Origin of the sequence: Arthrobacter sp. AL05, assembly GCF_029960715.1 — a bacterium.
In the GTDB taxonomy this organism is placed as follows: Bacteria; Actinomycetota; Actinomycetes; order Actinomycetales; family Micrococcaceae; genus Arthrobacter.
This window is the reverse complement of sequence record NZ_JASBRC010000003.1, coordinates 162,612-187,771: the sequence shown is the minus strand read 5'-3', so window position 1 is coordinate 187,771 and position 25,160 is coordinate 162,612. Positions and strand designations below refer to the sequence as shown.

General features: G+C 67.3%; 21 protein-coding genes. 10 read left to right on the top strand and 11 right to left on the bottom strand.

The genetic code is table 11. The annotated features are described in order from the left end of the window. Nucleotides 1-66 precede the first annotated feature (66 nt). Nucleotides 67-1,047: an ABC transporter ATP-binding protein gene (locus QK287_RS05360; RefSeq protein ID WP_226774685.1), complete on the top strand. Its 981-nt coding sequence runs from the start codon at nt 67-69 to the stop codon at nt 1,045-1,047. Continuing rightward, complete coding sequence (locus tag QK287_RS05355) at nt 1,040-2,632, top strand: ABC transporter permease (RefSeq protein WP_282359510.1); 1,593 nt, start codon at nt 1,040-1,042, stop codon at nt 2,630-2,632. Before QK287_RS05360 ends, QK287_RS05355 begins: the two co-directional genes overlap by 8 nt. Nucleotides 2,633-2,675: 43 nt before the next feature. Here the strand turns inward: QK287_RS05355 and QK287_RS05350 are convergent, their stop codons facing one another. Then, nucleotides 2,676-3,584 carry a glycerophosphodiester phosphodiesterase family protein gene (locus tag QK287_RS05350; protein WP_226774686.1) on the bottom strand — a complete coding sequence of 303 codons (909 nt, stop codon included), beginning with the start codon at nt 3,582-3,584 and terminating at the stop codon, nt 2,676-2,678. A gap of 50 nt (nt 3,585-3,634) precedes the next feature. Here QK287_RS05350 and QK287_RS05345 point away from each other — a divergent pair, with 50 nt between their 5' ends. Beyond that, the gene (locus QK287_RS05345; RefSeq protein ID WP_226774687.1) at nt 3,635-4,972 is read left to right on the top strand and encodes a DUF445 domain-containing protein; all 1,338 of its coding nucleotides are present in this window, start codon (nt 3,635-3,637) and stop codon (nt 4,970-4,972) included. Here QK287_RS05345 and QK287_RS05340 read toward each other — a convergent pair. The 3 genes from QK287_RS05340 to QK287_RS05330 all read right to left on the bottom strand — a co-directional run bounded on the left by QK287_RS05340 (nt 4,969) and on the right by QK287_RS05330 (nt 8,085). After that, a complete protein-coding gene (locus QK287_RS05340; RefSeq protein WP_226774688.1) occupies nt 4,969-5,718 on the bottom strand; it encodes a 5-oxoprolinase subunit PxpA in 750 nt (249 codons plus the stop codon). The genes QK287_RS05345 and QK287_RS05340 overlap by 4 nt on opposite strands. Further along, nucleotides 5,709-6,554 carry a hypothetical protein gene (locus tag QK287_RS05335; RefSeq protein ID WP_226774700.1) on the bottom strand — a complete coding sequence of 282 codons (846 nt, stop codon included), beginning with the start codon at nt 6,552-6,554 and terminating at the stop codon, nt 5,709-5,711. The genes QK287_RS05340 and QK287_RS05335 overlap by 10 nt, the downstream gene beginning before the upstream one ends. 157 nt (nt 6,555-6,711) lie before the next feature. After that, on the bottom strand, nt 6,712-8,085 hold the full coding sequence (locus QK287_RS05330; protein ID WP_226774689.1) for an NAD-dependent succinate-semialdehyde dehydrogenase: 1,374 nt from the start codon (nt 8,083-8,085) through the stop codon (nt 6,712-6,714). 223 nt (nt 8,086-8,308) lie between these two features. Here QK287_RS05330 and QK287_RS05325 point away from each other — a divergent pair, with 223 nt between their 5' ends. Then, on the top strand, nt 8,309-9,655 hold the full coding sequence (locus tag QK287_RS05325) for an MFS transporter (RefSeq protein ID WP_282359509.1): 1,347 nt from the start codon (nt 8,309-8,311) through the stop codon (nt 9,653-9,655). Here QK287_RS05325 and QK287_RS05320 read toward each other — a convergent pair. The 4 genes from QK287_RS05320 to QK287_RS05305 form a co-directional block, all read right to left on the bottom strand. Continuing rightward, entirely contained in the window at nt 9,652-11,982 is a 2,331-nt protein-coding gene (locus QK287_RS05320; protein WP_282359507.1) for a glycosyl hydrolase family 65 protein, read from the bottom strand. The genes QK287_RS05325 and QK287_RS05320 overlap by 4 nt on opposite strands. Nucleotides 11,983-12,080: 98 nt before the next feature. Then, on the bottom strand, nt 12,081-12,818 hold the full coding sequence (locus QK287_RS05315; protein WP_282359506.1) for an HAD-IA family hydrolase: 738 nt from the start codon (nt 12,816-12,818) through the stop codon (nt 12,081-12,083). A 525-nt stretch (nt 12,819-13,343) separates the two neighbouring features. Further along, complete coding sequence (locus QK287_RS05310) at nt 13,344-13,970, bottom strand: dienelactone hydrolase family protein (RefSeq protein ID WP_282359505.1); 627 nt, start codon at nt 13,968-13,970, stop codon at nt 13,344-13,346. Between the two features lie 9 nt (nt 13,971-13,979). Beyond that, complete coding sequence (locus QK287_RS05305) at nt 13,980-15,200, bottom strand: beta-ketoacyl-[acyl-carrier-protein] synthase family protein (protein ID WP_282359589.1); 1,221 nt, start codon at nt 15,198-15,200, stop codon at nt 13,980-13,982. Nucleotides 15,201-15,440: 240 nt separating this feature from the next. Here QK287_RS05305 and QK287_RS05300 point away from each other — a divergent pair, with 240 nt between their 5' ends. The 5 genes from QK287_RS05300 (at nt 15,441) to QK287_RS05280 (ending at nt 20,305) form a co-directional block, all read left to right on the top strand. Continuing rightward, nucleotides 15,441-15,704: a DUF6458 family protein gene (locus QK287_RS05300; protein WP_226774695.1), complete on the top strand. Its 264-nt coding sequence runs from the start codon at nt 15,441-15,443 to the stop codon at nt 15,702-15,704. 439 nt (nt 15,705-16,143) lie between these two features. Next, the gene (locus QK287_RS05295) at nt 16,144-16,947 is read left to right on the top strand and encodes a DeoR/GlpR family DNA-binding transcription regulator (protein WP_226773896.1); all 804 of its coding nucleotides are present in this window, start codon (nt 16,144-16,146) and stop codon (nt 16,945-16,947) included. Then, nucleotides 16,944-17,930: a hexose kinase gene (locus QK287_RS05290; protein ID WP_226773895.1), complete on the top strand. Its 987-nt coding sequence runs from the start codon at nt 16,944-16,946 to the stop codon at nt 17,928-17,930. The genes QK287_RS05295 and QK287_RS05290 overlap by 4 nt, the downstream gene beginning before the upstream one ends. Nucleotides 17,931-17,932: 2 nt before the next feature. Next, nucleotides 17,933-19,966: a fructose-specific PTS transporter subunit EIIC gene (locus tag QK287_RS05285; protein WP_282359504.1), complete on the top strand. Its 2,034-nt coding sequence runs from the start codon at nt 17,933-17,935 to the stop codon at nt 19,964-19,966. A 60-nt stretch (nt 19,967-20,026) separates the two neighbouring features. After that, nucleotides 20,027-20,305: an HPr family phosphocarrier protein gene (locus QK287_RS05280; protein WP_226773893.1), complete on the top strand. Its 279-nt coding sequence runs from the start codon at nt 20,027-20,029 to the stop codon at nt 20,303-20,305. Nucleotides 20,306-20,672: 367 nt separating this feature from the next. Here QK287_RS05280 and QK287_RS05275 read toward each other — a convergent pair whose 3' ends face one another. Further along, nucleotides 20,673-21,689, bottom strand: coding sequence for a Ku protein (locus tag QK287_RS05275; RefSeq protein WP_282359503.1), 1,017 nt, complete (start codon nt 21,687-21,689; stop codon nt 20,673-20,675). Nucleotides 21,690-21,729: 40 nt separating this feature from the next. Between QK287_RS05275 and QK287_RS05270 the strand changes: the two genes are divergently transcribed. Beyond that, nucleotides 21,730-24,210, top strand: coding sequence for an ATP-dependent DNA ligase (locus QK287_RS05270; RefSeq protein WP_282359502.1), 2,481 nt, complete (start codon nt 21,730-21,732; stop codon nt 24,208-24,210). A gap of 29 nt (nt 24,211-24,239) precedes the next feature. On the opposite strand, the gene QK287_RS05265 is transcribed toward QK287_RS05270, so the two are convergent. Both QK287_RS05265 and QK287_RS05260 read right to left on the bottom strand, forming a co-directional pair. Beyond that, a complete protein-coding gene (locus tag QK287_RS05265; RefSeq protein ID WP_282359501.1) occupies nt 24,240-24,497 on the bottom strand; it encodes a hypothetical protein in 258 nt (85 codons plus the stop codon). A gap of 71 nt (nt 24,498-24,568) precedes the next feature. Next, the gene (locus QK287_RS05260; protein ID WP_226773889.1) at nt 24,569-24,802 is read right to left on the bottom strand and encodes a hypothetical protein; all 234 of its coding nucleotides are present in this window, start codon (nt 24,800-24,802) and stop codon (nt 24,569-24,571) included. Between the last annotated feature and the right edge of the window lie 358 nt (nt 24,803-25,160).

The following is a 25,160-nucleotide window of genomic DNA, read 5'->3' as shown; positions in this document are numbered from 1 at the left end:
CTGGCTGCCTCAAAACAGGACTTTCTGCAGGGTGTCACGAGCGTCAATCGGGGTACGTTGTTGCGTATGGGCGCTGCGGTGGAAATGAAGGGCGTTGTGAAGCGGTTCGGGACCGTGCAGGCGCTGGACGGCTTGGACTTCGACGTGGCTGCCGGTGAGGTGCACGGTTTCCTCGGGCCCAACGGATCAGGCAAATCCACCACCTTGCGGCTGCTGCTGGGTCTGCTGCGCTCCAATGCCGGTTCCATCCGGGTGCTGGGACTCGACCCCTGGCGTGAGGTATCGACCTTGCACCGCCGGTTGGCCTACGTCCCCGGGGACGTAGCACTGTGGCCGAACCTGACAGGCGGGGAGATCATCGACCTGCTGGGCCGGCTTCAGGGCGGGCAGGACCGCGCACGCCGGGATCAGCTCCTGGACCTGTTCGAACTGGACCCCAGCAAGAGGGCCCGGGCGTACTCCAAGGGAAACCGCCAGAAAGTGGCCCTTGTTGCTGCCCTGGCCACCGATGCTGAACTTTTCCTGCTGGACGAGCCGACGAGCGGGCTGGACCCGCTGATGGCGGACGTATTCCGCAGCTGCGTCCGCGAACTGCGCACGCAGGGGAGAACAGTGGTGCTGAGCAGCCATATCCTCAGTGAGGCCGAGGCACTTTCGGACCGGGTCAGCATTATCCGGTCCGGGCGGCTGGTGGAGACCGGCCCGCTGGAGCAACTGCGGCATCTCACCCGAACTTCGGTCACCGCCGACGTCGCCACGGTGCCGCCCGGACTCGAACTCCTGCCCGGTGTCCACGACGTCGTCGTAACGGACCACCGGGTCAACGCCCAAGTCGAGCCGGCCGGCCTGAACCACCTGATGCAGGCACTGACGACGGCGGGACTGAGGTCCCTCACAAGCCAGCCGCCAACGCTCGAGGACCTGTTCCTGCGCCACTATGGTGCCGGCACTGCCGGGGATTCGGCGGCGGCGTCCGGCGCCCCGCCCGGACAGCCCGGCTCCGGTGCCCCTGCCAGGCCGGGCCGACGGCGGGCCGGCGATGCCTGAGACCCTGGCCGGAACCGGCGTCCTGATCCGTCTCGGGCTGCGGCGGGACCGCTGGATGCTGCCTGCGTGGATCGTCGGTTTCGCCTTGACCGCCTACTCGACCGCGCGTGCCGGAGTCGAGCTCTACCCCGATGCCACGAGCCGCATCGAGGCCTCCACCGCCCTGAACGCGACCGCCTCCATGGTGGCCATGTTCGGGCGGATCTACGACCCCGGCTCGATCGGTGCGCTGTCGCTCATCAAATACACCGCGTTTATGGCCGCCATCCTGGCCGTCCTGATGATCGTCCTCACCGTCCGTCACACCCGCGGGGACGAGGAGAGCGGACGCCTGGAACTGCTCGGCGGCGGGCGGCTGGGGCGAGACGCACCGCTGGCGGCGGCCCTCACGATCAGCCTGGGGGCCAACGTGCTGCTCGGGTTGCTCTCGGCAGCCGCGCTGGCCGCCGGCGGACTGCCGGCGGCCGGTTCCTTCGCCTTCGGCCTGGGCTGGGCCGCCACCGGGATGGTATTCAGCGCCGTGGCCGGCGTGGCGGCACAGCTCACCGCCAGCGCCCGGGCCGCGACCGGGATCAGTGTCAGTATCGTCGCAGTGACCTATGCTTTGCGCGCTGTCGGAGACCTCGCCGAGCCGGGGCCCTCGGCGCTCTCCTGGCTCTCGCCCATCGGGTGGAACCAGCAGATCCGGGCGTTCGCCGGAGACCGCTGGTGGGTGCTGGCGCTGCCTGTTGCACTCTCTCTCGTGCTGGTTCCGGCGGCATTCGCGCTTCGGGCACGGCGGGATCTGGGAGCCGGGATCGCTGCCGGGCGTCCCGGACCTGCCGTAGGCTCGCTCTCCGGCGTCTGGGGCCTGGCCGTAAGGCTGCAGTACCGCGTACTTTTAGGCTGGGCCGTGGCGTTCGTGATTTTCGGCGTTGTCATCGGTTCCCTGGTCTCCAATGTGGCAGAGCTGCTGAGTTCACCAAACGCCCAGGACCTTATCAAGCTGCTGGGCGGCCCCCGCGCTTTGACGGAGGCCTTCCTGGCCGCGGAAATCAGCATCATGGGTCTACTGGCGGCCGCCTACGGGGTATCGGCGGCGAACCATCTGCGCAGCGAGGAAGCCGCGGGCCATACCGAAGTCCTGCTGGGCACGGCCACTACCCGGTTCCGGTGGGCGGGCAGCCACTTCACCTTTGCGTTGGCCGGCGTCGTTTTGCTGCTCTTTCTGGCGGGCCTGTCGATTGGTGCCGGAGCCGCCTTCGCCGTCAACGATGCCTCCCTGCTGGGCCGCAGCACCGTTGCCGCTTTGGCCCAGGTGCCGGCCGCATGGGTTGTTACCAGCCTCGCTCTGGCGGTGTTCGGCTGGGCGCCTCGGCTGACCGGGGCGGCCTGGGGCCTCCTGCTGGCGTTCGTCGCCTTGGGAGAGTTCGGGGTGCTGTGGAACGCCCCGAATTGGCTGATGGACCTCTCCCCGTTCAGGCATTCCCCGCTGCTCCCGGTGGGATCCGGGGATGGTGCGGCGCTGGGTGTCCTGACCGTGGCAGCGGCCGTGCTTGCTGCGTTCGGGTTCGCCGGCTGGCGGCGCCGGGACCTTGCAGCGTAGCCTCCCCTGTTCCCTTGGGCTGAGGCGCAAAGACCAGCGGGAGCTACCCGTGCAAGCCGAGGCTCCGCGACCCGGCCGAGAGCTGCGCCAGGACCTGCCCGGGCCGGTTGGTGGTGACCTCGTGGATCCCAAGCTCCTGGCACAAGGCGACGTCGGCTTCCGAATCCACCGTCCACACCCGGAACCGCCGGCCGGAGTTGAGCCAGCGCCGGATGGTCCGGGAATGGCCCCGGACATAGTCGATGCCCGGGCCGGCCAGCCCGGTCTCGCAGTCATCCAGGATCCGTTCGGCTTCCGTTTGCGCGGCCTTCATCACATTGGCGAGCGCTCCGCCGGTGAGCGCCCCGAGGCCCAGCTCCTCGCGGAGCTCCTCGACGTCGACGTCGTCCACAAGCTGGCACACGGCGGCGGACGGGACGGTTCCCAGCAGGTGCTTCACGGAGTCCGGGCTGAAGCTCATAAAAGACACCACGATGTTCCCGAGCCGGGACGTCGCCGGATCCCAGCCTTCGGCCGTGAGGATTTCCAGGACACGGTCTTCGAGCTTGAGCTGAAAGGGACTCGGGTGTTTGAGTTCAATTGCCAGCCCGATCTCCCGGCCTGCTGTCCGCAGGAGGGCCAGCAACTCCGGGAGCGTCAGCAGCTGGGCTGATCTACTGCCGTATTCTTCCGGGATCCTGGCGCCCTTCCAGGAGGAAAAGTCCAGCGCCCGGAGCTCCTCGAGGGTCCTGTCCGCCACGGCTCCGGTGCCATCCGAGGTGCGGTCCAGGGTTGAGTCGTGCAGCAGTACAGCGTGCTGGTCCCTGGTGAGGTGGATATCGCACTCCACACCGTCGGCGCCGTCGGCAATTGCCTGCAGGTAGGCCGCCCGGGTGTGCTCAGCGAACGCCGCACTGGAACCACGGTGGGCGTAGACCAGCGGACGGGTTGCGGTGGACTCGGCAGTCGTCATGCTGACACGTTAGCGGACGGCCACCGCCCAAGCCGGGCTAGGCTGGGCACATGCAGGTGAAATCTAAGCCAACTACCCGCGCGGAGGGCCCCGCCGGCGCCAACGCGCCCGCAGTCGGCCGCCCCAGCCGCCGCCAATCCATGGCAGGGAGCGACGCCGCGAAAGAATCCGCGCTCCGGCGGATGAAGCTGCTGGCGCTCTCACTGTTGGTTTTGATGGCCATCATCTTTGTGGTCGCCTTCGCCCTGCAGAAGCAGTACCCCTGGCTCGAATACGTCCGGGCTGCGGCCGAGGGCGGTATGGTGGGCGCCCTCGCCGACTGGTTCGCGGTGACGGCCCTGTTCAAGTACCCGATGGGCTTGAAAATCCCGCACACCGCCATCATTCCGCAGCGCAAGGACCAGATTGGCGCCTCGCTGGGTGAATTCGTGGAAACCAACTTCCTTTCCGAGCAGGTGGTCCAGGAGAAACTGGCCTCGGTGGACATCGCCCGCAAAGCCGGAGCTTGGCTCTCCGGGCCCGGCGGCGCGGAGCGGGTGGCCAAGGAAGGTGCCGCCGTCATCCGCGGGGCCTTTACCGTGCTCAACGACGACGACGTCCAGGCCGTGATCGAGGGCATGGTCCGCCGGCATCTGCTCGCTCCGCCGTGGGGTCCCCCGGTGGGCCGGGTCGCCGAGCGGATCTTCGACGACGGCCATCACCACGCCTTGGTGGACGTGCTCGTGGACCGAACCGTGGACTGGGTGCGGGACAACCAGGAGACGGTCAACCGGGTGGTGACTGACCGGTCCCCGACGTGGGTGCCGTCGTTCGTCGACGGACTCGTAGGCGACAAGGTCTACGTCGAGATCCTCAAATTCACCCGCGCTGTGCAGACCGACCCGCAGCACCAGGTCCGCCGGTCGATCGACACGTACCTCAAGGATCTGGCACAGGACCTGCAGCACGATCCGGTTATGATTGCCCGGGCCGAAGGCATCAAGGCCCAAGTCCTGGGAGATCCGGAAATTCGGGAACTCGCCTCCCGAACCTGGGGCACCATCAAGGCCGCGCTGCTCTCCGCCGTCGACGATCCGCACAGCGAACTGACCGTCAGGTTCAAAGCCGCCGTGCATGACTTCGGCACCCGGCTCGTTGTCGACGGCGAACTGGCCGGCAAGGTGAACAGGTGGATCGGGGACGCCGCCGGGTATCTCGTCAAGACGTACCGCTCGGACATCGCAGGTGTGATCACCGATACCGTATCCCGCTGGGATGCCGAGGAAACCTCGCAAAAGATCGAGCTTCAGATCGGCAAGGACCTGCAGTTCATCCGAATTAACGGCACCGTGGTGGGCGCCCTTGCCGGCCTCGCGATTTTTGCTGTGGCCCACCTGGTCTTCGGCTAAGCGAAGCTTTCCAGCTCCACGCCTGCGCTTTCGAGGGCCGCGCGGATCGCGGCGGCGGTTTCGACCGACCCGGGCGTGTCACCGTGGATGCACAGCGAGTGCGGTTCGATCCTGAGCACCGTCCCGTCCACAGCTTCGACCTCGCCTTCGACGGCAAGGCGCACGGCCCGTTCCTGGATCCGGCCGAGGTCCTCCAGCAGTGCACCATCCTGCGAGCGCGGCAGCAGGGTGCCGTCGGGCAGGTAGGCGCGGTCGGCGAAGGCCTCGGTAAAGACCGGATGGCCGGCTTCTTGGGCGATCCCGAGCAGGGCGGAGCCCGGGAAGCCCAGCACGGCAAGCCCCGGATCGTAGGCCTGGATGGCCGCGACGACTGCCGAAGCCTGCTCGGCGTCGCGCACTGTCCGGTCGTAGAGTGCCCCGTGCAGCTTGATGTAGTCCACCGAGGCGCCGACGGCGTGCGCCACCCCGTCCAAGGCGCCGAGCTGGTACAGCACGGCGCCGAAGAGATCATCGAACGTCATGTCCAGGGCCCGGAGCCCGAATCCGGCCATGTCCGGGTAGCCCAGGTGAGCGCCCACCCGCACGTCGGACTCGTAGGCCGCCCGGCAGGTGTCCAGCATGGTCACGGGGTCCCCGGCGTGCAGCCCGCAGGCCACGCTGGCGCTCGTCAGAAGCGGAAACATCGCGGCGTCGTCGCCCATGGTCCACGTCCCGAAGGACTCCCCCAAGTCAGCGTTCAAATCCAAAACGTGCCGCCTTTCTGCGCTGAATCGTCCTTGCTGTCCTTTGTGTCAGCCGGGGCTGCTGCCGGGCCGTCCAGCTCCGCGGTCGCTCCCAGTTCGCCGGGGATCACGAGGGGCAGCGGTCCGAACGCTTCCTTGGCATTGGCCACCACGGCCCGTCCCATCATCCGGTTGCCGACCCCGCCCACGACGGCCCCGACGCCGAACGGCAGGGCCCGGCCCAGCAAGGCACCGCCTTGGCGCCTGAGCAGGCTCCGGAGGAAAGCCCGCTGGATCCGTTCACGAACCTGGCCGAAGCCAACAAGCGGTGCCCGGCGTGCGAACAGTGTGCCCCACGCCTGGGTGGGCCCGCCGCCCTGCCCGGTGGCTTGGCCGCTCAGGGAACTCAACAGCGCGGTGCCTTCCTCGCCGAGCATTACGGCCATGACCAGTGTGCTGGCCTTCTCCGGATCCACCATCCGCACGCCGTGAAGTTCGGCGAGAGAGGTGGCAAAAAGTGCTGTGGCCTCCAGGAAACCGGCGGTCGCGGCGGCCGAGAGGCCCAGTGCGGCCACAGTCCCGACGCCGGGAATCACGGCCGCCCCGCCCACAAGCGCGCCGCCGCCGGTGACGGCAATGAGGTAGTCCCGTTCCAGGGTTGCGGCCAGCTGGGCCGCCGTGGCCCGCGGGTGCTTTCGCTGGAGCCGGCGAAGGTTCGCCAGGATCAAGGGGCGCTGGATTTCAACGGCCCGCAGGAGCACGTTGTGCACACCTGCCCGGGGTTTGCCCTCGGCGTCGAACATCGCGTTGTGTGCTGACTGCTGGGCAATTTTCATTGCCGGGTTGCCTCGCTTGGCCATCATCGCCTCTCATCGGAACCGTCACTGCTGTGGATTCAAGCCTTAACACTAGGCCACAGCGGCGCCGCCGGTAGAGGCGGACGATGGCCCGGGCGGGCAGTTGAGGGCGGATCGGCGGCGCCTGTCCGCCCTCAACTGCCGCGAAGAACTGCCCGGTTTAGCGCGGGGTCCGGATGAGCTTCTTATTGACGAACTCATTCATGCCGAACCGTGCCAGCTCGCGCCCGACGCCCGAACGCTTCACACCACCGAAGGGCAGATCCGCCTGGGTTTCGGCCACGGAATTGATAAAGACCATGCCGGTGTCCAGCCGATCGGCCACCGCCTTGGCCTTCTCGGCGTCGGCACTGAAGACCGCACCGCCGAGCCCGTACGGGGACCCGTTGGCCAGTTCAATGGCCTCCTCAACGCTGGCGACCTTGTAGACGACGGCCGCCGGGCCGAAGAGTTCTTCGGAGAACGCCCGCATCCCGGGGGTCACATCCGTCAGCACCGTGGGCTCCACGAAGGCGCCGGGGCCATCGATGTGGTGTCCGCCGGTCCGCAGGGTAGCGCCCTTGTCCACGGCGTCCTGGATCTGCTCGATGAGGCCGTCCGCGGCGCTCTGTGAGGAGAGCGGCCCGAAGCGGGTGTCGGCGAGCAAGGGATCACCGTGCTTGACCGCGGACATCCGCGCAGTGAACTTCTCCACAAAAGCCTCGTACAGGTCCTCAAGGATGATAAAACGCTTCGAAGCCGTGCAGGCCTGGCCGGCGTTCCCGATCCGTCCGCTGACCGCTGCCTTTACCGTGGCGTCCAGGTCGTCTGAGTCGAGGACGATAAACGGATCACTGCCACCGAGTTCGAGCACATACTTCTTCAGGTTGCGGCCGGCCACCTCGGCGACTGCTGAGCCGGCCCGCTCGCTTCCGGTCAGGGAGACACCCTGGACCCGGTCATCGGCGACGACTTCGGCAACCTGTTCGTTGCTCAGGAAAACGTTGAGGTAGACACCCTCCGGGAGCCCGGCATCCTTGAAAATCTGTTCAATGGCAAGGGCGGACTGGGGGCAGCTGCCGGCATGCTTGAGCAGGATGGTGTTGCCGAGGACCAGGTTGGGGGCGGCGAACCGGGCCACTTGGTAGTACGGGTAGTTCCACGGCATGATGCCCAGGAGCGGCCCGACCGGTGCTGAGCGGACGATTGCTTCGCCGCCGCCTTTAACATCAAGCAGTTCGTCTTCGAGGAAGGCCGGGCCCTCTTCGGCGTAGTACGAGTAGATGTCGGCCACCAGGCCCACTTCGCCCCGGGACTGGGCCAAGGGCTTGCCCATCTCCGTGGCGATCAGACGGGCCAGTTCGTCCTGTCGTTCCCGGTACAGTTCGGCCACGCGGGCAATGACCGCGGCGCGGTCCGCTACGGGCGCAGCCTGCCAGGCCTGGAAGGCCTGCTTCGAGGCCGCGAGGGCATTCTCCACCTCATCCGCGGTAGCAAGCGGAAATTCCTTCAGCGTCTCTCCGGTCGCGGGGTTCACTGTCTTGTAAGCAGTCATTAATCCACCATCTCCGATTCTGGGTAGTCCGGCTCAATCGGGCCTGTGGCCGCCGCAGCAGAACTGCGTAGCGGCTTTCCGGCCCCGTGCGTCGGAACGGGGTGTCCTGGTTGGATTGCCCGTCCCGTTAGGCGACAACCCGGACACCGGCCCGCCTATTCCATCGGATTTTCCCGCCTGGAAACCGCCGCCCTCACGCGAAGTCGCAGCCTAAACTGGGACCATGCGCTCACCGAGGGCCCTGCGGCCCTTCGCACACCGGGAATACCGTGTGCTGATTACAGCACTGGCCATCTCCATTTTCGGCTCCGGAATGTGGGCCGTGGCGATGGTCTACGAGGTGATCGAGCTCGGCGGGGGGCCGTTGGAGCTCTCCCTCGTTGCGGCCGCCGGCAGCGCCGGACTCGTCGCGTTTTTGCTGATGGGCGGCATCGCCGCGGACCGGTTCCCGCAGCGGCTGCTCATCATCGCGGTGGAGGGGGCCAACCTGGCCGTCATCGCCACCATCAGCGGACTGGCCATGCTGGGCTGGCTGGAACTCTGGCATCTGGCGCTCGGCGGGTTTGTGCTCGGCGCCGGCGCAGCATTCTTCTTCCCCGCCTACTCCGCCATCCTCCCCCGGATCCTGCCGCCGGAGGACCTGCTCGCGGCTAACGGTTTGGAAGGGACCATGCGGCCGCTCCTGCAGCAGGCCACCGGCCCGGCCGTCGCGGGCATCCTGGTCGCAGCCCTCTCCCCCGCGCATGCAGTGACCGGGGTGGCGGTGTGCCACCTGCTGGCCCTCGCCGTCCTCAGCCTGCTCCGCCGCCAGCCCCGTCCGGATATGGACGGCGCTGGCGGCGGGGCAGGTTCCGGGACCGGCGAACGCGCCCCAACGTCCCTGCTGCAGGACCTCCGCGAAGGAGTCAGCTACACGGTCCGCACACCCTGGCTAATGTGGACCCTGCTGTGGGCCTGCATCTCCGTACTTTTCCTGATCGGCCCCATCGAGGTGCTCCTGCCGTTTGTGGTCCGCGACCAGCTCGGCGGCGACTCGCGCCAGTTCGGATTCCTGCTCGCGGTGATGGGCGTCGGCGGCGCCGCCGCGTCGCTGGCAACTGCTTCGTTCCCGCTGCCGCGCCGCTACCTGAGCGCGATGATGGTGAGCTGGGGCGCCGGGAGCCTGCCACTTGCCGCCGTCGGCATCATCGACAGCTTTTGGGCGCTGGCTGCCGCGCTCTTCGTCTTCGGTGCCACCGGCGGGATGGGCATGGTCATTTGGGGCACCCTGCTGCAGCGCCGGGTTCCCCCGCACCTGCTGGGCCGCGTCTCAAGCCTGGACTTCTTCGTCTCGCTGGCCCTGATGCCGGTCTCCATGGCCCTCGCCGGCCCGGCCGCCGAGGTGCTGCCGGTCGGGCTCATCTTCCTGGTGGCCGGGACCGTGTGTCCGGTTGTGGCGGTCATCGCACTGGCCGTCGCGAAGATGCCGGCCGACGAGATCGCCAACCCGCTCGACGACGGCCCGGAGCGCCTGGCTGGCGACGGGCACCTCGGCAGCAGCGGCGCCGCCGAACGGCAGCAGCAGGCCTAGCCGGCTGCGCGCACCATCGGCAGGGACGCCGTCGGCAGTCCGCTCGGGAAGATCGTGGGCTCCGGGACCGCCACCGGGGCCAGCGGCACCCGGACCGGATCACCGTCGACCGTAAACAGCTCGCCGCGGACGTCGATCTCGAGCGGTGGGCCCCCGCGCACCGTCAGGCTGATGGCACCCTGCTCCAGTTCAAGCTGCAGCAGCCGGCCCTGGATCTTCAGGTGGAACGAGAGCCCTTCCCAGCCAGCGGGCAGCCGCGGGTCGAAGTAGGGCACCGCACCCTGGTCCCGGAGGCCGGCGAAGCCGCTGACCAGCGAGCTCCACACGCCGCCGGTGGACGCGATGTGCACGCCGTCGATCGTGTTGCCGTGTGTGTCGTCCAGGTCGATGAACAACGCGTGCGTGAAGTGGTCCAGCGCGGCGTCGCCGTAGCCGACCTCGGCCGCCATGATGCCCTGCACACAGGCGGACAGGGTGGAGTCGCCGGTGGTGATCGGGTCGTAGAAATCGAAGGCGCGGCGCTTTTCCTCGGCCGTGAAGTCCTGCCACTGCAGGAACATGGCCAGCACGGTATCGGCCTGCTTCAGCACCTGGTGGCGGTAGATCACCAGCGGGTGGAAGTGCAGCAGCAGCGGGTACTTGGAACGCGGTGTCGTCCAGTCCCACGGCTCCAGGGTCATAAAGTCGTTGTCCTGAGCGTGGACCTGGAGGTCCTCGTCATAGGGCAGCTGCATCCGGTTGGCGGCCTGCTCCCACACCTGGCGTTCGGCATCGTCAATCCCGGGGTGATCCAGCGCCGCCGCCGCCCGCAGGTTAAAGCGCGCCATCACGTTGGTATAGACGTTGTCGTTGACAACGGCGGTGTACTCATCCGGGCCGGTGACGCCGTGAATATGGAACTGCCCGTCCTTGCCAAAGAAACCCAGGGACACCCACATCCGGGCGGTCTCGATCAGCAGCTCGGCGCCGAGGGTTTCCTGGAACTCCTGGTCGCCGCTGGCCCAGATGTAGCGGTTGGTCGCGAAGGCGATCGCGGCGGCGATGTGGAACTGGGCCGTGCCGGCGGCGTAGTAGGCGCTGGCCTCCAGCCCGTTAATGGTGCGCCAAGGGAACAGGGCGCCGTCCACGCTGAGTTCCTTGGCCCGGATCTTGGCTTCGGGCAGCATCTCATGGCGGAACTGCAGGACCTGGCGGGCGTTGCCGGGGCTGGTGTACGTCAGGTAGGGCATCAGGTACACCTCCTGGTCCCAGAAGTAGTGCCCGTCATAGCCGGAACCGGACACACCCTTCGCCGGGATGCCGGCGACGTCGGCGCAGGCGGTGGCCTGGGCCAACTGGAAGAGGTTCCAGCGGACGGCCTGCTGCAGCTCGGTCTGGCCGGCGAGGATGATGTCGCTGGTGGTCCAGTAGTTTCGGTAATGCTCCGCGCTTTCGGCGAAAATCTCCGACAGCGGCCTCAGACCCGCTTCCGCGTCGTCGGCAAGGTCTTCGGAGGCTTGCCCGACGGCGTAGCTGACACTCTTTTCCAGCACAAACGGCTCGTCGGCGCTTACGGCCAGAACGTAGCGGACACTGCTGTCGTCCTCATGCACCTGGGTGTCGAAAGGCTGCACGCCGGCGTTGGTCCAGTGGTCGACAGCCAGGCCAATGCGCTGTTTGGATTCGGCGGTCTCCCAGGACAGCCGCAGCGAGCCGTCGCCGCCGTCGAGCCGCACCGGCAGCAGCACCCGCCCGGCGTGCCGGCCGGCACGCCGGGGGTCGTGGGCCGAGTGATCATCCACCGGCTGGTCCTGGCGGTTTATCACCGAGGAGGTCACGTCCGCGGAGATATCCCGGTCCGCGCCGAGTTCCAGCGAGATGCCAAGCGCACCGCGGGACTGGTAGCCGACAGCGCGTCGTTCGATGGTGGTCACGGTGGCGCCCGAGCGGCACTGCCAGACGATCCGGCATTCGTACACGCCGGTGGCGAAGTCGACACTGCGGCGGTAGTCGAGCACTGTGGATTCGTCCAGGCTCAAGGTTTCGCCGTCGATGATCACGGTGAAGTTGTTGGCGTCGGGGATGTAGAGGATCCGCTGGCCGGTGCGGGCGAAGCCGTAGGCGTTCTCCGCGTGCTTGATGTCCCAGGTCTCGTGGAAGCCGTTGACGAAGCTGCCCGGCAGCTCGGCGTCGGCGGCGGCCCAGTGGGCGCCGCGGATACCGAGGTGGCCGTTGCCGAGGCTGAAGAGGGTCTCCAGCGTGCCGGCGTTGCCGGGGAGGTGCACAGTCTCGACCAGCTGCCAGGGGTCATTGGGGAACCGCGCGCGGTCAGAGGTGATAAGGGCCATGGTTTATCCTTCAGGCGGTAAAAAGGCTGCTGATGAGAGGTTTTTGTGCGGTCTTGCAGGGCCTTGCAGCGTCCTGGTCGGGACGGAAGGGTGACGGGCTAGAGCAGCTCGTCGAGGTCGTTGACGACGAGCGTGGCTCCGGCGGCCAGCAGGGTCTGCCGGCCCGCCCCGCGGTCCACGCCGATCACCGAATGGAAGTTCCCGGCCCGGCCGGATTGGACGCCGGACACGGCATCCTCGACCACAACGCACTCGTCGCTGGGCAGGCCCAGCAACCGGGCGGCATATTCGTAGGTCGCCGGGCTGGGCTTGCCGGGCAGGCCCTCGGCCACGGCGACGACCCCGTCGACCACTACCGGGAAGTAATCCGAAAGTCCGGCGGCCTTGAGCACCGCCGGGGCGTTGCGGGAAGAGGAAACGACGGCGAGCTTCAGCCCGCGGGCCAGTGCCGCGTCGACGAACCGCACAGAGCCTGCGTAGGGCCGAACCCCGCCGGCGGCGACGATGTCGTTAAAGACCTGGTTTTTGCGGTTACCCAGGCCGTGGACGGTGTTGTGCTCCGGTTCGTCCTCCAGCGGGCCTTCGGGCAGGACGATGTCGCGGGAGGCGAGGAAGTCCCGGACGCCATCGAAACGGGGTTTGCCGTCGATGTGGTCGAAATAGTCGCTTGCGCGGTAGGCGGCGGCCCCGGGAACGGACTGGAGGTAGCCGTCAAAAAGTTCGCGCCAGGCGCGCTCGTGCACAATCGCGGTTGGGGTCAGGACGCCGTCGAGGTCAAAGAGGATGGCAGACGCCCCGGCCCAGCTCGACGCGGTGCTGTTGGAAAGCTCAGTCATGGTTCGGTTGTCCTTTCAGACGGCATTTTTCAGTCGGTGGGCCGGCAGGCCGGGGCCGGCGTTTTAAGGGGGCGGACCGGAACGGGGCCCCAGCGCTGAAGATAGCGGGCATTCCCGGTCGCAACCGGGCGCCGTTTAACGCCGGCGGGTGCGCTGGCCCGCTGTCAGTTTGGTCTCCCGAAGCTGGCGTGACGGGGTTTTGGCACTCCAGGGCGGTGGAGCCCTTCAATTGCTGCGTAGCCGTGGGGCGCCGGGATCGGATACCTCCCGAAGGGCGCACGGCGGTCTTCGAAGCTGCGGGAGTCGGTGCAGATGGAAAATCCGGAGAGTGCGCCGACGTCCTCGACGGTGACGCGGCGCCTTAGCCTGCAACACAGGGCTCAGCCCTTTCTTCCCCCTGAAGTCAGTTGACGGCCAGAAATACGGCCCACGTTGAGTGTAAGCGCTTACAAAATTGACGCGCAATTGGATAAAAGGACCTTTGGCACTATCGCCACCCCACTTGGAGTCCGGCCGCGGGCGGAGTCAGTTTCCCGGGTTCAGCACATAGTGGCGGAGGAACGCGCTGACGTCCACCAGTTCCGCGGCCGAAATGGCGTGGCCCGTTCCCGGGTAGGTCCTCGCCGTGAGCTGTGTGTGCTCGTGGAGCCACTCCTCGGTGTGCTCCCCTGCGGCGGCGTTTATCACCAGGTCATCCCGGTCCCGGCCCCAGAAGAAGGGCGGCCGGGACTCGAACGATTCGCTCATCGCCAGGAGTTCGTTGTCCAGTACAAATCCTGACAGCCCGACGGCGGCGCGGAACTCCGCCGGCCGCAACCGGAGCAGTGTCGTGGCCATGGCCATGCCCTGCGAGTAGCCGAGCAGGCTGATGCTGGTGTGTTGGGACTTGACTGATTCGATCCAGCTGAACACGGCGTTGGCGGCAGCGATGACGTCAGCGAAGTCATGGGTCAGGAAGTAGTCCAGCAGGAACCAGCCGTACCCGTCGCCGATCTCCTTGGGGCCACGCAGCGCCGCGCAACTGAACCCGGACGGCAGGCTGCCAAAGAGTTTCACCATCCGGGATTCATCCCGGCCGTAGCCGTGCATCATGACCAGCAACGGGGTCCCGTCGCGTTCGTGTTCCGGTTTGGACCAGAGGACTCGCTCCATCGCAACAGCCTAGCTTTCGGTGATCACCAAGGCGGTGCTGTGACCGCCGAATCCGAAGGCGTTGGCGATGCCTGCCCTGGCTCCCTGGCCTGCCACCGTTTTCCGCAGAAGGTTCAGGTCGATCCCGTCGTCGGGTTGGTCAAGGTTGCCGGACCCCGGAAAGTCCCCGGTTTTCAGCGCCTGGATCAGGACGACGGCGCCGAGGGCGCCTGCGCCGCCAAGGAGGTGCCCGGTGAGGGATTTTGTGGAGGTAACGGGTACCTGGTTTCCAAGTACGGCACTGATCGCGTCGGCTTCCAGGCGATCGCCGACCGGGGTGGAGGTCGCGTGGGCATGGACCAGCCCGATGTCTCCGGCACCAAGGCCTGCGGCGGCGATGGCCTTTTCCATCACCCGCCGCTGCATGACCGGATCGGCGGCGACGATGTCGACGGCGTCGGATGTCACAGCAGTTCCGGCCACGACACCGAGCACTTCCGCTCCCCGGGCGCGGGCGTGGTCTTCGCGTTCCAGGACCAGGATCGCGGCGCCCTCCGCCAGTACGAATCCGTCCCGGTCCCGGTCGAACGGCCGCGAAGCGGACTCCGGGTCTCCGTTGCGGGTGGACAGGGCCCGAATTTGGGCGAAGCCGCTGAGGATGAGGCCGTTGATGCAGGAATCCACGCCGCCGGCGATCACAACATCCGCTGTCCCGGCACGGATCATGTCTGCCGCCTGGGAGATGGCTTCCGCCCCGGAGGCACAGGCGCTCACCGGGGTGCGCGCCCCGCCTTTGGCGCCGACATCCATGGACACCCAGGCCGCGGGCGCGTTGGTCATGATCCGGGTCAGCGTGTGCGGGGAGACGCGCCGCGGCCCGCGGGCATCAAGGGCCCGGGCCTGCTCCAGGGTTGTGTCCAGGCCGCCATAGCCGGATCCGATCACCACGGCCAGGCGTTCCGGGTCGGCTGCGGGACGGCCTGCCTGCGCCCACGCTTCCCGGGCCGCAATCAACGCGAGGTGCCCGCACCGGTCCATCCTCTTATATTCCGGGGTGGAGAGCAGCGCGGGAACATCAACGTCCGCCCGGCCCGCCATCCGGACCGGAAGCTCCTGCGCCCAGTCATCCTCAAGTGCCGCGATTCCTGAGCGCCCGGCCAGCAACGCGGCCCGGGTCTCGGCCGCCGTCGCACCGACGGGAGTCACTGCTCCCAGTCCGGTGACGACGACTCTGGGGAAAGCTGTAAGCATGGGCACCGGATTTCTGTGAGGCACGTTGCGTAACCCGCCGGGGTGCGGGGCTGGTGCGGCAGTGCGGTAAACGGCGGCACGTATCTGGCCGGCCGCAGCGGACGCTTCAAGACTACGTGCGAAAACTGGCCGGAGTGGCGTCAATGAGATCGTTGAAACAACACGCACCGGGCTGTAGCCTGACGCTGGACAGCATGCTTAGCAATACTTAACCGTCCGACCGGACACAAGGAGCAAGTCATGAGAATCGGTTCCGCCATTTTCCTCATCGCCCTCGGCGCCATCCTCGCCTGGGCCATCACCCCCGGCCTGATCCCCAATGTGGACCAGACCATGATCGGCTACATCCTGATGGCGGTCGGTGTCATCGGGCTGATCGCTTCCCTGGTCCTGGCCTCACCAGGGCGCAGCCGCACCCGCCGGGTCAGCGAGACACGCTCCGTTGTGGACCCCAATACCGGCGAGACCATCACCCGGAACGAAAGCCGCGACGCCGGCATCTAGTCCGAGCGCGCCGCCGCGCACCGCATAAGCCACCCGACGCCGGGCCGAACCCTTTACCGGGCCCGGCCCGGCGTCGGCCGTTGTATGGCCCTTCCCGCCCTTCCAGCACGCGCACCGTCCCGTGCGTGAACACCGGCCGAACCCGTCTCCACCCCTACCCGCTACCTCTACCCCTACCCCTGCGCATGCCCCGCGCCCGGGCCCGGCGGCGGACATGCCCTGCGCCCGGCCCCACGGATGGACATAGTCCAGATATGCCCACTCCTCGATCCGAAAACTGGGCATGCCCATCGGCCGCGTACGGGACATTTCTGTGTTCATGTTGTTTTTCATTGACAAAGCCACATATTCACAGATAAAGTCAATCAACTCCACTTCATTGTGATGGTCATCACGGAAGTGCGGGGGAGGTCCGCAGTACTGACGCAAGGGAGAGCCAGTGTTCGCCGAGGAACGCCAACAGCTGATCGTGGGGCTCATTGTTGCCAGCGGCCGTGCCAGCGTCACGGACCTCGCCGAGCGTTTCAGCATCACCACCGAAACCGTCCGCCGGGACCTGGCCGCCCTCGAATCCGCCGGCAGTGTGCGCCGGGTACACGGCGGCGCCGTCTCCCCGGACCGCTTCAGCACCAGCGAAGAAAGCATCCTGGTCCGCGCCGACCAGCGGCAACCGGAAAAGACCCGGATCGCCGAAGCGGCCCTCGCACTGATCCCGGAAAACCGAACCGGCAGCATCCTGATCGACGCCGGCTCCACCACCGAGACCCTCGCCGACCGCCTGGCCGCGCGGACTGCAGCGACGTCAGCCGCTGCAGCACCCGGCGCGGAACTCGTGGTCATCACCCACTCGCTGCCCGTCGCGGCAAAGCTCTCCGGTGAGGCCGGCATCGCCTTGCACCTGCTTGGCGGCAGGGTCCGCGGAATCACCCAGGCCGCCGTCGGCCAGTCCACGGTGGAAGCCGCCCGCAGGATCCGCCCGGATATCGCTTTCATCGGCACCAACGGCATCCACGCAGCCTTCGGGCTGAGCACCCCCGATCCTGAAGAAGCCGCTGTCAAAGCCGCCTTCGTCCATTCAGCCCGCCGCATAGTGGTGCTCGCTGATTCCTCCAAGCTGGATGCCGAAACCCTGGTCCAGTTCGCCTCGTTGAAAGATCTGGACACTTTGATCACTGACACGAAACCCGGCCAGGACCTGGCCGACGCCCTCGCGGATGCCGGAGTGGAGGTAGTGGTCGCATGATTGTCACCCTGACCGCCAACCCAAGCCTGGACCGCACCGTGGCACTGCCGGGACCCCTGGTCCGCGGCGAAGTCCAGCGCGCCGTCTCCGTCCGGCAGGAATCCGGCGGCAAGGGCGTAAACGTCTCCCGCGCCCTGGTCGCCTCCGGGCTGAAGACCGTCGCCGTGCTCCCGGGCGCCGAGGCGGACCCCGTCCTCGCCGGTCTCCGCGAAGTCGACGTCCCATTCGCCGCCCTCCCCATCGGAGAGCCGCTGCGCAGCAACGTGGCGCTCACCGAACCCGGCGGCGTGACCACCAAGATCAACGAACCCGGACCGGCGCTGAGTGCGGACCAGCAGGAAGCCCTGATCGGGCTGCTCCTGGACCACTCCCGGGGAGCCAGCTGGGTTGTCCTGGCTGGATCGCTCCCACCCGGGGTCCCGGCCAACTTCTACGCCACCGTCACCCGGCGGCTGCGCAGCATGGATCACGGCAAAGAGGCTCCCCTTGTCGCCGTGGACTCCTCCGGCGAACCGCTCGCCGCCGCGATCTGCGGCGATGCGCTGGGGAAACCGGATCTCATCAAACCCAATGCCGAGGAACTGGTGGAACTGGCTGCCGCAGCCGGGTTCGCCACGCACAAGTCCGCCGAGGAACTCGAAGCGGATCCGGGGGCGGCCGCGGCGGCCGCTTCCGCCGTCGTGCGATCCGGAGTCGGTGCCGTGCTGGCAACACTCGGCTCCAAGGGTGCGGTGCTCGTCACGGCCGACGGCGCGTGGCTGGCCACGCATCCGCCGGTCACCGCGGTGAGCACGGTAGGCGCCGGCGATTCGTCACTGGCCGGTTACCTGCTCGCTTCCAGCCAGGGCGCCGCCCCGGCCGATTGTCTCCGCCAGGCTGTGGCACACGGTGCCGCCGCCGCTTCGCTGCCGGGCTCCACAGTCCCGGCAGTCCACCAAACCACCCCCAACGCCGTAACCATCACGGCCCTGACGAAGGATTGACAGTGACTGCGCTCATTACTACCGAACTGGTCGAGCTCGACCAGAACCTGGGCGACTCGCCCGAAGCCGTGATCCGGCACCTGGCAGGCAAAGTCGCCGCCAACGGTCGCGCCACCGAGGTGGAAGGCCTCTTCGCCGACGCCTTCGCCCGGGAACAGAAGACCGCCACCGGGGTTCCGGGCGGCATCGCCATCCCGCATTGCCGTTCGACGGCGGTGACCGAACCCACCCTGGTGATGGCTCGGCTCTCCCAGTCCGTCGACTTCGGCGCCAAGGACGGCCCCGCGGACCTCATCTTCTTTATTGCGGCCCCCGATGGCGCGGACCAGGAACACCTCAAGCTGCTCTCCAAGCTGGCCCGCTCCCTGATCAAAAAGGACTTCACCCAGGCCCTGCGCGACGCCGGTTCGGCGGCCGAGGTCGTCGGGCTCGTCGAAGGCGCCCTTGCCGATAAGCCTGCCGCCCACTCCGCACCGGCACCGGCCGTAAGCGGCGCCGCGACCGGGACCGGAGCTTCCCGGTCCAAGCGCCTTGTCGCTGTCACTGCCTGCCCCACCGGCATCGCCCACACCTACATGGCCGCCGATTCGCTTGTGGCCGCGGCCAAGGAAATCGGCGTGGACCTGCAGGTGGAGACCCAAGGATCTTCAGGGGCAAAGCCGCTGGATCCGGCAGTGATCGCCGCAGCCGACGCCGTCATCTTCGCCGTCGACGTGGATGTCCGCGGCAAGGAGCGCTTCGCCGGCCTGCCGGTTATCAACGCCCCCGTCAAACGCGGCATCGACGAGCCGGAAAAGATGGTCCATGAGGCCCTCGCGGCCGCAGAGAACCCCAACGCCCGCCGGGTCCCGCACTTCGGCGCGGAGGAACAGGCACAGAACGAGGCCGAGGAAAAAGGTGAGCACATTGGGCAGAAGCTGAAGAAAGCGCTGCTGACCGGCGTCAGCTACATGATCCCGTTTGTGGCCGGCGGCGGCCTGCTGATCGCGCTTGGCTTCCTGATGGGCGGGTACCTCATCACCCAGTATGCCGATGCCATCGTTGTGGACAACAGCATCTTCAACCTGCCCACGGAATTCCCGGACAACGCATGGGGCCCGCTTGGCGCCTACCTCGGCGCCGTCCTGTTCAAGATCGGCGCCCTCTCACTGGGCTTCCTGGTACCGGCCCTGGCCGGCTACATCGCTTACGCCATCGCTGACCGGCCCGGTATCGCCCCGGGCTTCGTTGCCGGTGCAGTCGCCGGATTTATGGGTGCCGGCTTCCTTGGCGGCATCGTCGGCGGCCTGCTCGCAGGCTACATCGCCCATGTGATCGGCCAAATCCAGGTCGCCCGCTGGCTGCGCGGCCTGATGCCTGTTGTGATTATCCCGCTGGTTGCGTCCCTCGTGGCATCGGGGCTGATGTTCCTGGTCCTGGGCGGCCCGATCGCCGGCATCACCGCCGGCCTCAATGACTGGCTTTCCGGCCTGACCGGTGCCAGCGCAGTTGTCCTCGGCATCATCCTCGGTCTGATGATGTGCTTCGACCTGGGCGGACCGGTCAACAAGGTTGCTTACTCCTTCGCCGTCGCCGGTCTCGGTGCCGCCACGATCACCAACCAGGCCCCGTGGCAGATCATGGCAGCCGTGATGGCCTCGGGCATGGTTCCGCCGCTGGCAATGGCACTCGCCACTGTCCTGGACAAGCAGCGCTTCAGCCTGGCTGAGCGCGAAAACGGCAAGGCCGCGTGGTTGCTGGGCGCCTCCTTCATCTCCGAAGGCGCCATCCCCTTCGCCGCCGCCGACCCGCTGCGCGTGATCCCGGCGAGCATGCTCGGCGGTGCCGTCACCGGCGCCATCTCCATGGCCGCCGGCGTCGGATCCAAGGCCCCGCACGGCGGACTCTTTGTCTTCTTCGCGATCGACAACTTCCTGATGTTTGTTGTGGCAATCATCGTCGGCACCATTATTACGGCGCTGTCCGTCCTGGCACTCAAGCGCTGGGCCGTCAGGAAGACCGTTGATACGGTAGAACTGGTCCCCGCAACCGTCTGATTGAAGCGGCCGGGAAGATTTTCCACGCTGACATCCCCATGCTGAATCCAAGGAGCAGAAATGACCGAACGTAACGCCACCATTGCCAGCCGTGTAGGGCTGCACGCCCGCCCGGCCGCCATCTTTGCGGAGGCAGCCGGCGAGTTCGATCTCGAGATCACCATCGCCCGGCTGGGTGAGCCTGTCGACGAGGCCATGGATGCTGCCAGCATCCTGTCCCTGATGAGCCTTGGCGCATCCCACGGCGACGTGGTAGTCCTGCGCGCCGAAGGCGACGGCGCCGACGCCGCCCTCGAACGGCTGGTCCAGATCCTGGAAACGGACCACGACGCCGAATAGCAGCACCGCCCGCCGACTGTAACGCGACAGCCCGGCCGCACCCACCGAGGGTGTGGCCGGGCTCCTGCGTTAAGGGTCGGCAACCGGCAGCCCCGCAGGTTCCTGGGCCGTCCCGCTCAGGTCCGCTACATACCCTTAGCCAAGGCTTGTCAGGTGCCTGCCGCACCGATAGTTTGGAATCCGCGGCAGCGGAACACCGCCGCCGGCGGAGGTCCCGGTCCGCCGCCGGCCAGATTCGGGAGGCGGTGGGTGATGCCGCCGGCACCGACAACCAGCCAGGGAGGCAGGCCATGCCGAAGACGAAGACTGAGCCCTCCGCGCTCGGGAACGCCTGATCCAGATGGCCACGGGCCGGACGCCCGGCCGCTCAGGCCTCTTTCCGCGCGGACGGCGCGGCCGCTTTTGTCCCGGCGGCCTTGGTCCCGGCCTTCGGCGCGGCCCTGGCTGCAGTCTTCGGTACAGTCTTGGCTGCAGTCTTGGGCGCTGTCTTGGGTGCGGCGCGGGAAGTCCGGGTGGGAGCAGCCTTCGCGGCCGTCGACTTCGAAGCGGGCGCCGCGGCCCCGGGCCCGGCGGAGTCGTCCGACGTGGCCGCCCGTCCCCCGCGTTTCTTCTCCAGGCTCCGCTTGAGCGCCTCCATCAGGTCGATCACCTCGCCGGAGCCGGAGCCGGCGGCCGGGACGCCAAAGGTTTCCTCGGTGTCCAGGGACTCCCCCTTCTCCAGCTTCGCCTCGATGAGCAGGCGCAGCTGCGCCTGATAGTCGTCGGTGAACTGCCCGGGTTCGAAGTCCGCCGCCATCGAATCGACCAGCGCGGCGGACATTTCACGTTCTTGGGCGGAGATGCGGATAGTGGTTTCGAGCGAGGAAAAGCTGGCCTCCCGCACCTCATCGGCCCAGAGCAGCGCCTGCAGCACCAGCACGTCCCCGCGGATCCGCAGCGCCCCCAGCCGGGTCTTGTCGCGCAGCGCGAACTGGACGATAGCCACCTGGTCGGTGTCTTCAAGCGCACGGCGCAGCAGGACGTAGGCCTTGGGCGATTTGGAGTCCGGCTCCAGGTAATAGCTCTTTTCGAACATCATCGGGTCCAGCTGCTCCGCCGGCACAAACTGCACCACGTCGATCTCGTGGCTGTTTTCCGCCGGAATGGACTTGAGCTCCTCGCGGCTGAGGACCACGGTCTGACCGTCGTCCTCGTAAGCCTTGTCGATGTCCTCGTAGTCCACGATCTTGCTGCAGATTTCGCAGCGTCGCTGGTAGCGGATCCGCCCGCCGTCGGCGTTGTGGACCTGGTGCAGGCTGATGTCGTGGTCTTCGGTGGCGCTGTAAACCTTGACCGGCACGTTGACCAGCCCAAACGCTATCGCGCCTTTCCAGATGGCTCTCATGGATCAAGTGAACCGCACAGCGGCGTGGAGGTGAAGCCCCTTGGCTGAAAGGGCGACGGCGAACGGCAAGGAGCGGGTCCGGGTCGGCGGCCGGGAGCTGGTGGTCACCAATCTGGATAAGGTGATGTACCCGCAGACCGGTACCACCAAGGCCGAAGTCATGGCTTACTACGCGGCCGTGGCGCCGGTGCTGATCCCCGCTGCCGCGGACCGGCCGGCTACCCGGAAGCGCTGGGTGCACGGCGTCGGGACGGCCGATGCCCCGGGCGAGATGTTCTTCCAGAAGAACCTGGACCATTCGACACCGGGCTGGGTTCCGCGGGCCGCCATCACCCACAAGCAGCGCACCATCCAGTACCCGCTGGTCAACGACCCGGCCACACTGGCCTGGCTGGCGCAGACAGCAGCCCTGGAGATACACGTGCCGCAGTGGTGCGTGGATTCCCACGGCGAGCAGATGCCACCGGACCGGCTGGTGCTGGATCTGGATCCCGGTGAGGGTGCAGGACTGGCCGAATGCGTCGCGGTCGCCTGGCTCGCCCGGAGTATCCTGCAGGACGTGGGCCTGGATCCCGTACCCGTGACGAGCGGCAGCAAAGGCATCCACCTGTACGCGGCCCTCGACGGCAGCCAGGGCTCCGAACAGATTTCGGGTTTCGCCCACGAGTTGGCCCGCGCCCTGGAAGCCGACCATCCGGAGTTGGCCGTCAGTGACATGAAAAGGACCCTGCGCGCCGGCAAGGTCCTGGTGGACTGGAGCCAGAACAGCGCCGCAAAGACCACCATCGTTCCCTACTCGCTGCGCGGGCGGCTCCGGCCCACGGTGGCGGCTCCGCGGACCTGGCGTGAACTCAACTCACCGTCACTGCACCAGCTGGACTACCGGGAGGTCCTTGCGCGCGTGAAGTCGGGCAAGGATCCTTTCTCCGTCATCTCCGCCGGGCGCAAGGCAACGGCGCAGCCCGGTGGCCGCCCGAACGGCAGCAACACCACCGGCGACGGCGGCGCCACCGACCCGCGGCTGGAGAAGTACCGCGCCAAACGTGACGCTGGCTCCACCCCTGAGCCCTTCACGGCCGAGCAGTACCGGGCAGCTTCAGAAGGCGGCACCCTCCGGGAGAAGTTCGTCATCCAGGAACACCATGCCAGCCGGCTGCACTATGACCTCCGGCTGGAGCGTGACGGCGTCCTGGTCTCCTGGGCGCTGCCCAAGGGCGTTCCTACGAGCCGGACCACAAACCACCTGGCGGTCCAGACCGAGGATCACCCGATGGACTATGCGGGCTTCGAAGGCACCATCCCCAAGGGCCAATACGGCGCCGGTACCGTCAGTATCTGGGACCACGGCTACTACGAGTGCGAGAAGTGGATCGCGGGCAAAGAAGTCATTGCCACCCTCAGCGGCCCGGACGACGGCGGGCTGGCCGGCGCCCGCAGGTTCGCGTTGATCCATACCGGCAGGGGCGAGGGGCAGTGGCTCATCCACCTGATGGACGCGCCGGGCGCGAAGAATGAGCATGCTCCCCCGCCGCAGGAGGAACCTCCGCTGCCCGCCGCCCCGGATCCGGCGGACGTTTCACCGATGCTGGCCAGCCCCGGCAGCGCCGCCGACCTGCCCGGCAAGGACTGGCAGTTCGAACTCAAATGGGACGGGGTGCGGGCCCTGATCGTCGGGGGTGCGGGCAAGATCCGCCTGATCAGCCGCAACGGCAACGACATGTCCGCCGCGTATCCGGAACTGACCAAACGTTCCAGCTGGCCGGAGCAGGACTTCATCGCCGACGGCGAGATAATCGCCGTCGGCCCTTCGGGGCGGCCCGACTTTGGGCTGCTGCAGGGGCGGATGAACCTCGGCAGTGCCTCCGACGTCGCGCAGGCGCGGGCATCTACGCCGGTCCGGCTGATGCTTTTTGACCTCCTGGCCGAGAGCGGCTCGGACCTGCGCCGCCTGCCGCTCGGCCGGCGGCGGGCACGGCTGGAAGCATTTTTCACCCTTACCGGCGGCCCGGTGGACCTCTCCCAACTAATCCACGGCGATGCCGGGCACATCCTGGAAAGCGTTGAGGAACTGGGGCTGGAGGGCGTCATGGCCAAGCGCACGGACGGCCGCTACGTCGGTCAGCGGAGCCGGTCCTGGCTCAAGCTAAAGTTCGAAAAGACCCAGGAAGTGGTGGTCGGCGGCTGGCGCCCCGGCAACGGCGAGCGCCGCGACACCGTCGGTTCGCTGTTGCTGGGCATTCCGGACGGGCCGACGCTGCGCTACGTGGGCCGTGTGGGCAGCGGCTTCAGCACCCGCGAACTCGGCGGCTTGCGCCGGCAGCTGGAGGCTTTGCCGCGCAAGACCTCACCGTTTGCGGATGTTCCCGCGGAAGACGCCGCCGGCGCCCGTTGGGTGTCGGCCAAGCTGGTCGGCGAGGTTAAGTTCGGTGAGTGGACGGGATCCGGCAAGCTTCGGCACCCGGTCTGGCGTGGCTGGCGTCCGGACAAAAACCCGGACGACGTCGTCGTCGAACACAGCTGAGGGCCCGCCGCGGCGGGCCCTCGCAGTGCTTAGTCGTGATGCGGGACCTGGGGACGACTCTGCCGGTGGATGGCTGCGTCCGCCACCTGCTGTCCTTGTTGTCCCCGGACAACGTCGCGGTCCTTGGGATGGCGGTGCTTCCCGCTGCCGTCCGGCCACTCATGGCCGTCGTCGGGCGACTGGGGTTCCGGGCGTTTACTCTCCGGCCCGGGAACCTCGTCCATGGACTCCGCAAGGTGACCGGCAACCTCGGGCTCGATCTCGTCTTTCGAGTGATGATCCGCCATGGCTCGTCCTTTCCGCGATGAAATGAAACGTCCCACCATCCTAGGTCCGCCGGGCGGTGATGTCTCTAGGGTTACCAGCGGACCTTTTTCTCCGCCGGGCCCTGTTTGCCGCTGACGTGCGTTGGCTTGTGGCTGTGGCCGACACTCTGCGAGCCAGCCCCGCCCCGGGACTTGCTCGCGAGCATCTCCTTTTGGGCGTCCGTCAGACGGGACTTGATGCCCTTCCCCTGCTCCGGGCCGGCCTGCGGCCTGCCGTCCGGCTCCGCGCCGCTGTTGCTGCTCTTTGTGGTTTCATTGCCAGTCATGGACTGTTCTCCTTGTGTGGCGTTCGATCGGCGGTGCTGATCAGCAGTGTGTTGCAGTCAACCCTAGGCGCTTTCCGGAAGCCTTGGATACCCCTCCTGCGCGGTGCTTTCCGGAGCCGGGACCGGCCCCGTCGCGGATGAGCCCGTGGTGTTCCGGGAGGCGTGATTCGGGCCCTAAAACCGGCGGCAGACCGCCCGGCCGTGAAATATTTGCGCGGTCCACGGTGCAGACGCGAGTTTCCCAGTAACGACGCGGCGAAACGGCGGAAAGAAATTTCCCGTAACCGGCCCCCTGCGGGGTCGAAATAGCGGATGGTACGGCACCAAACTCGGAAATACCATCGAAATCACGTAAAAT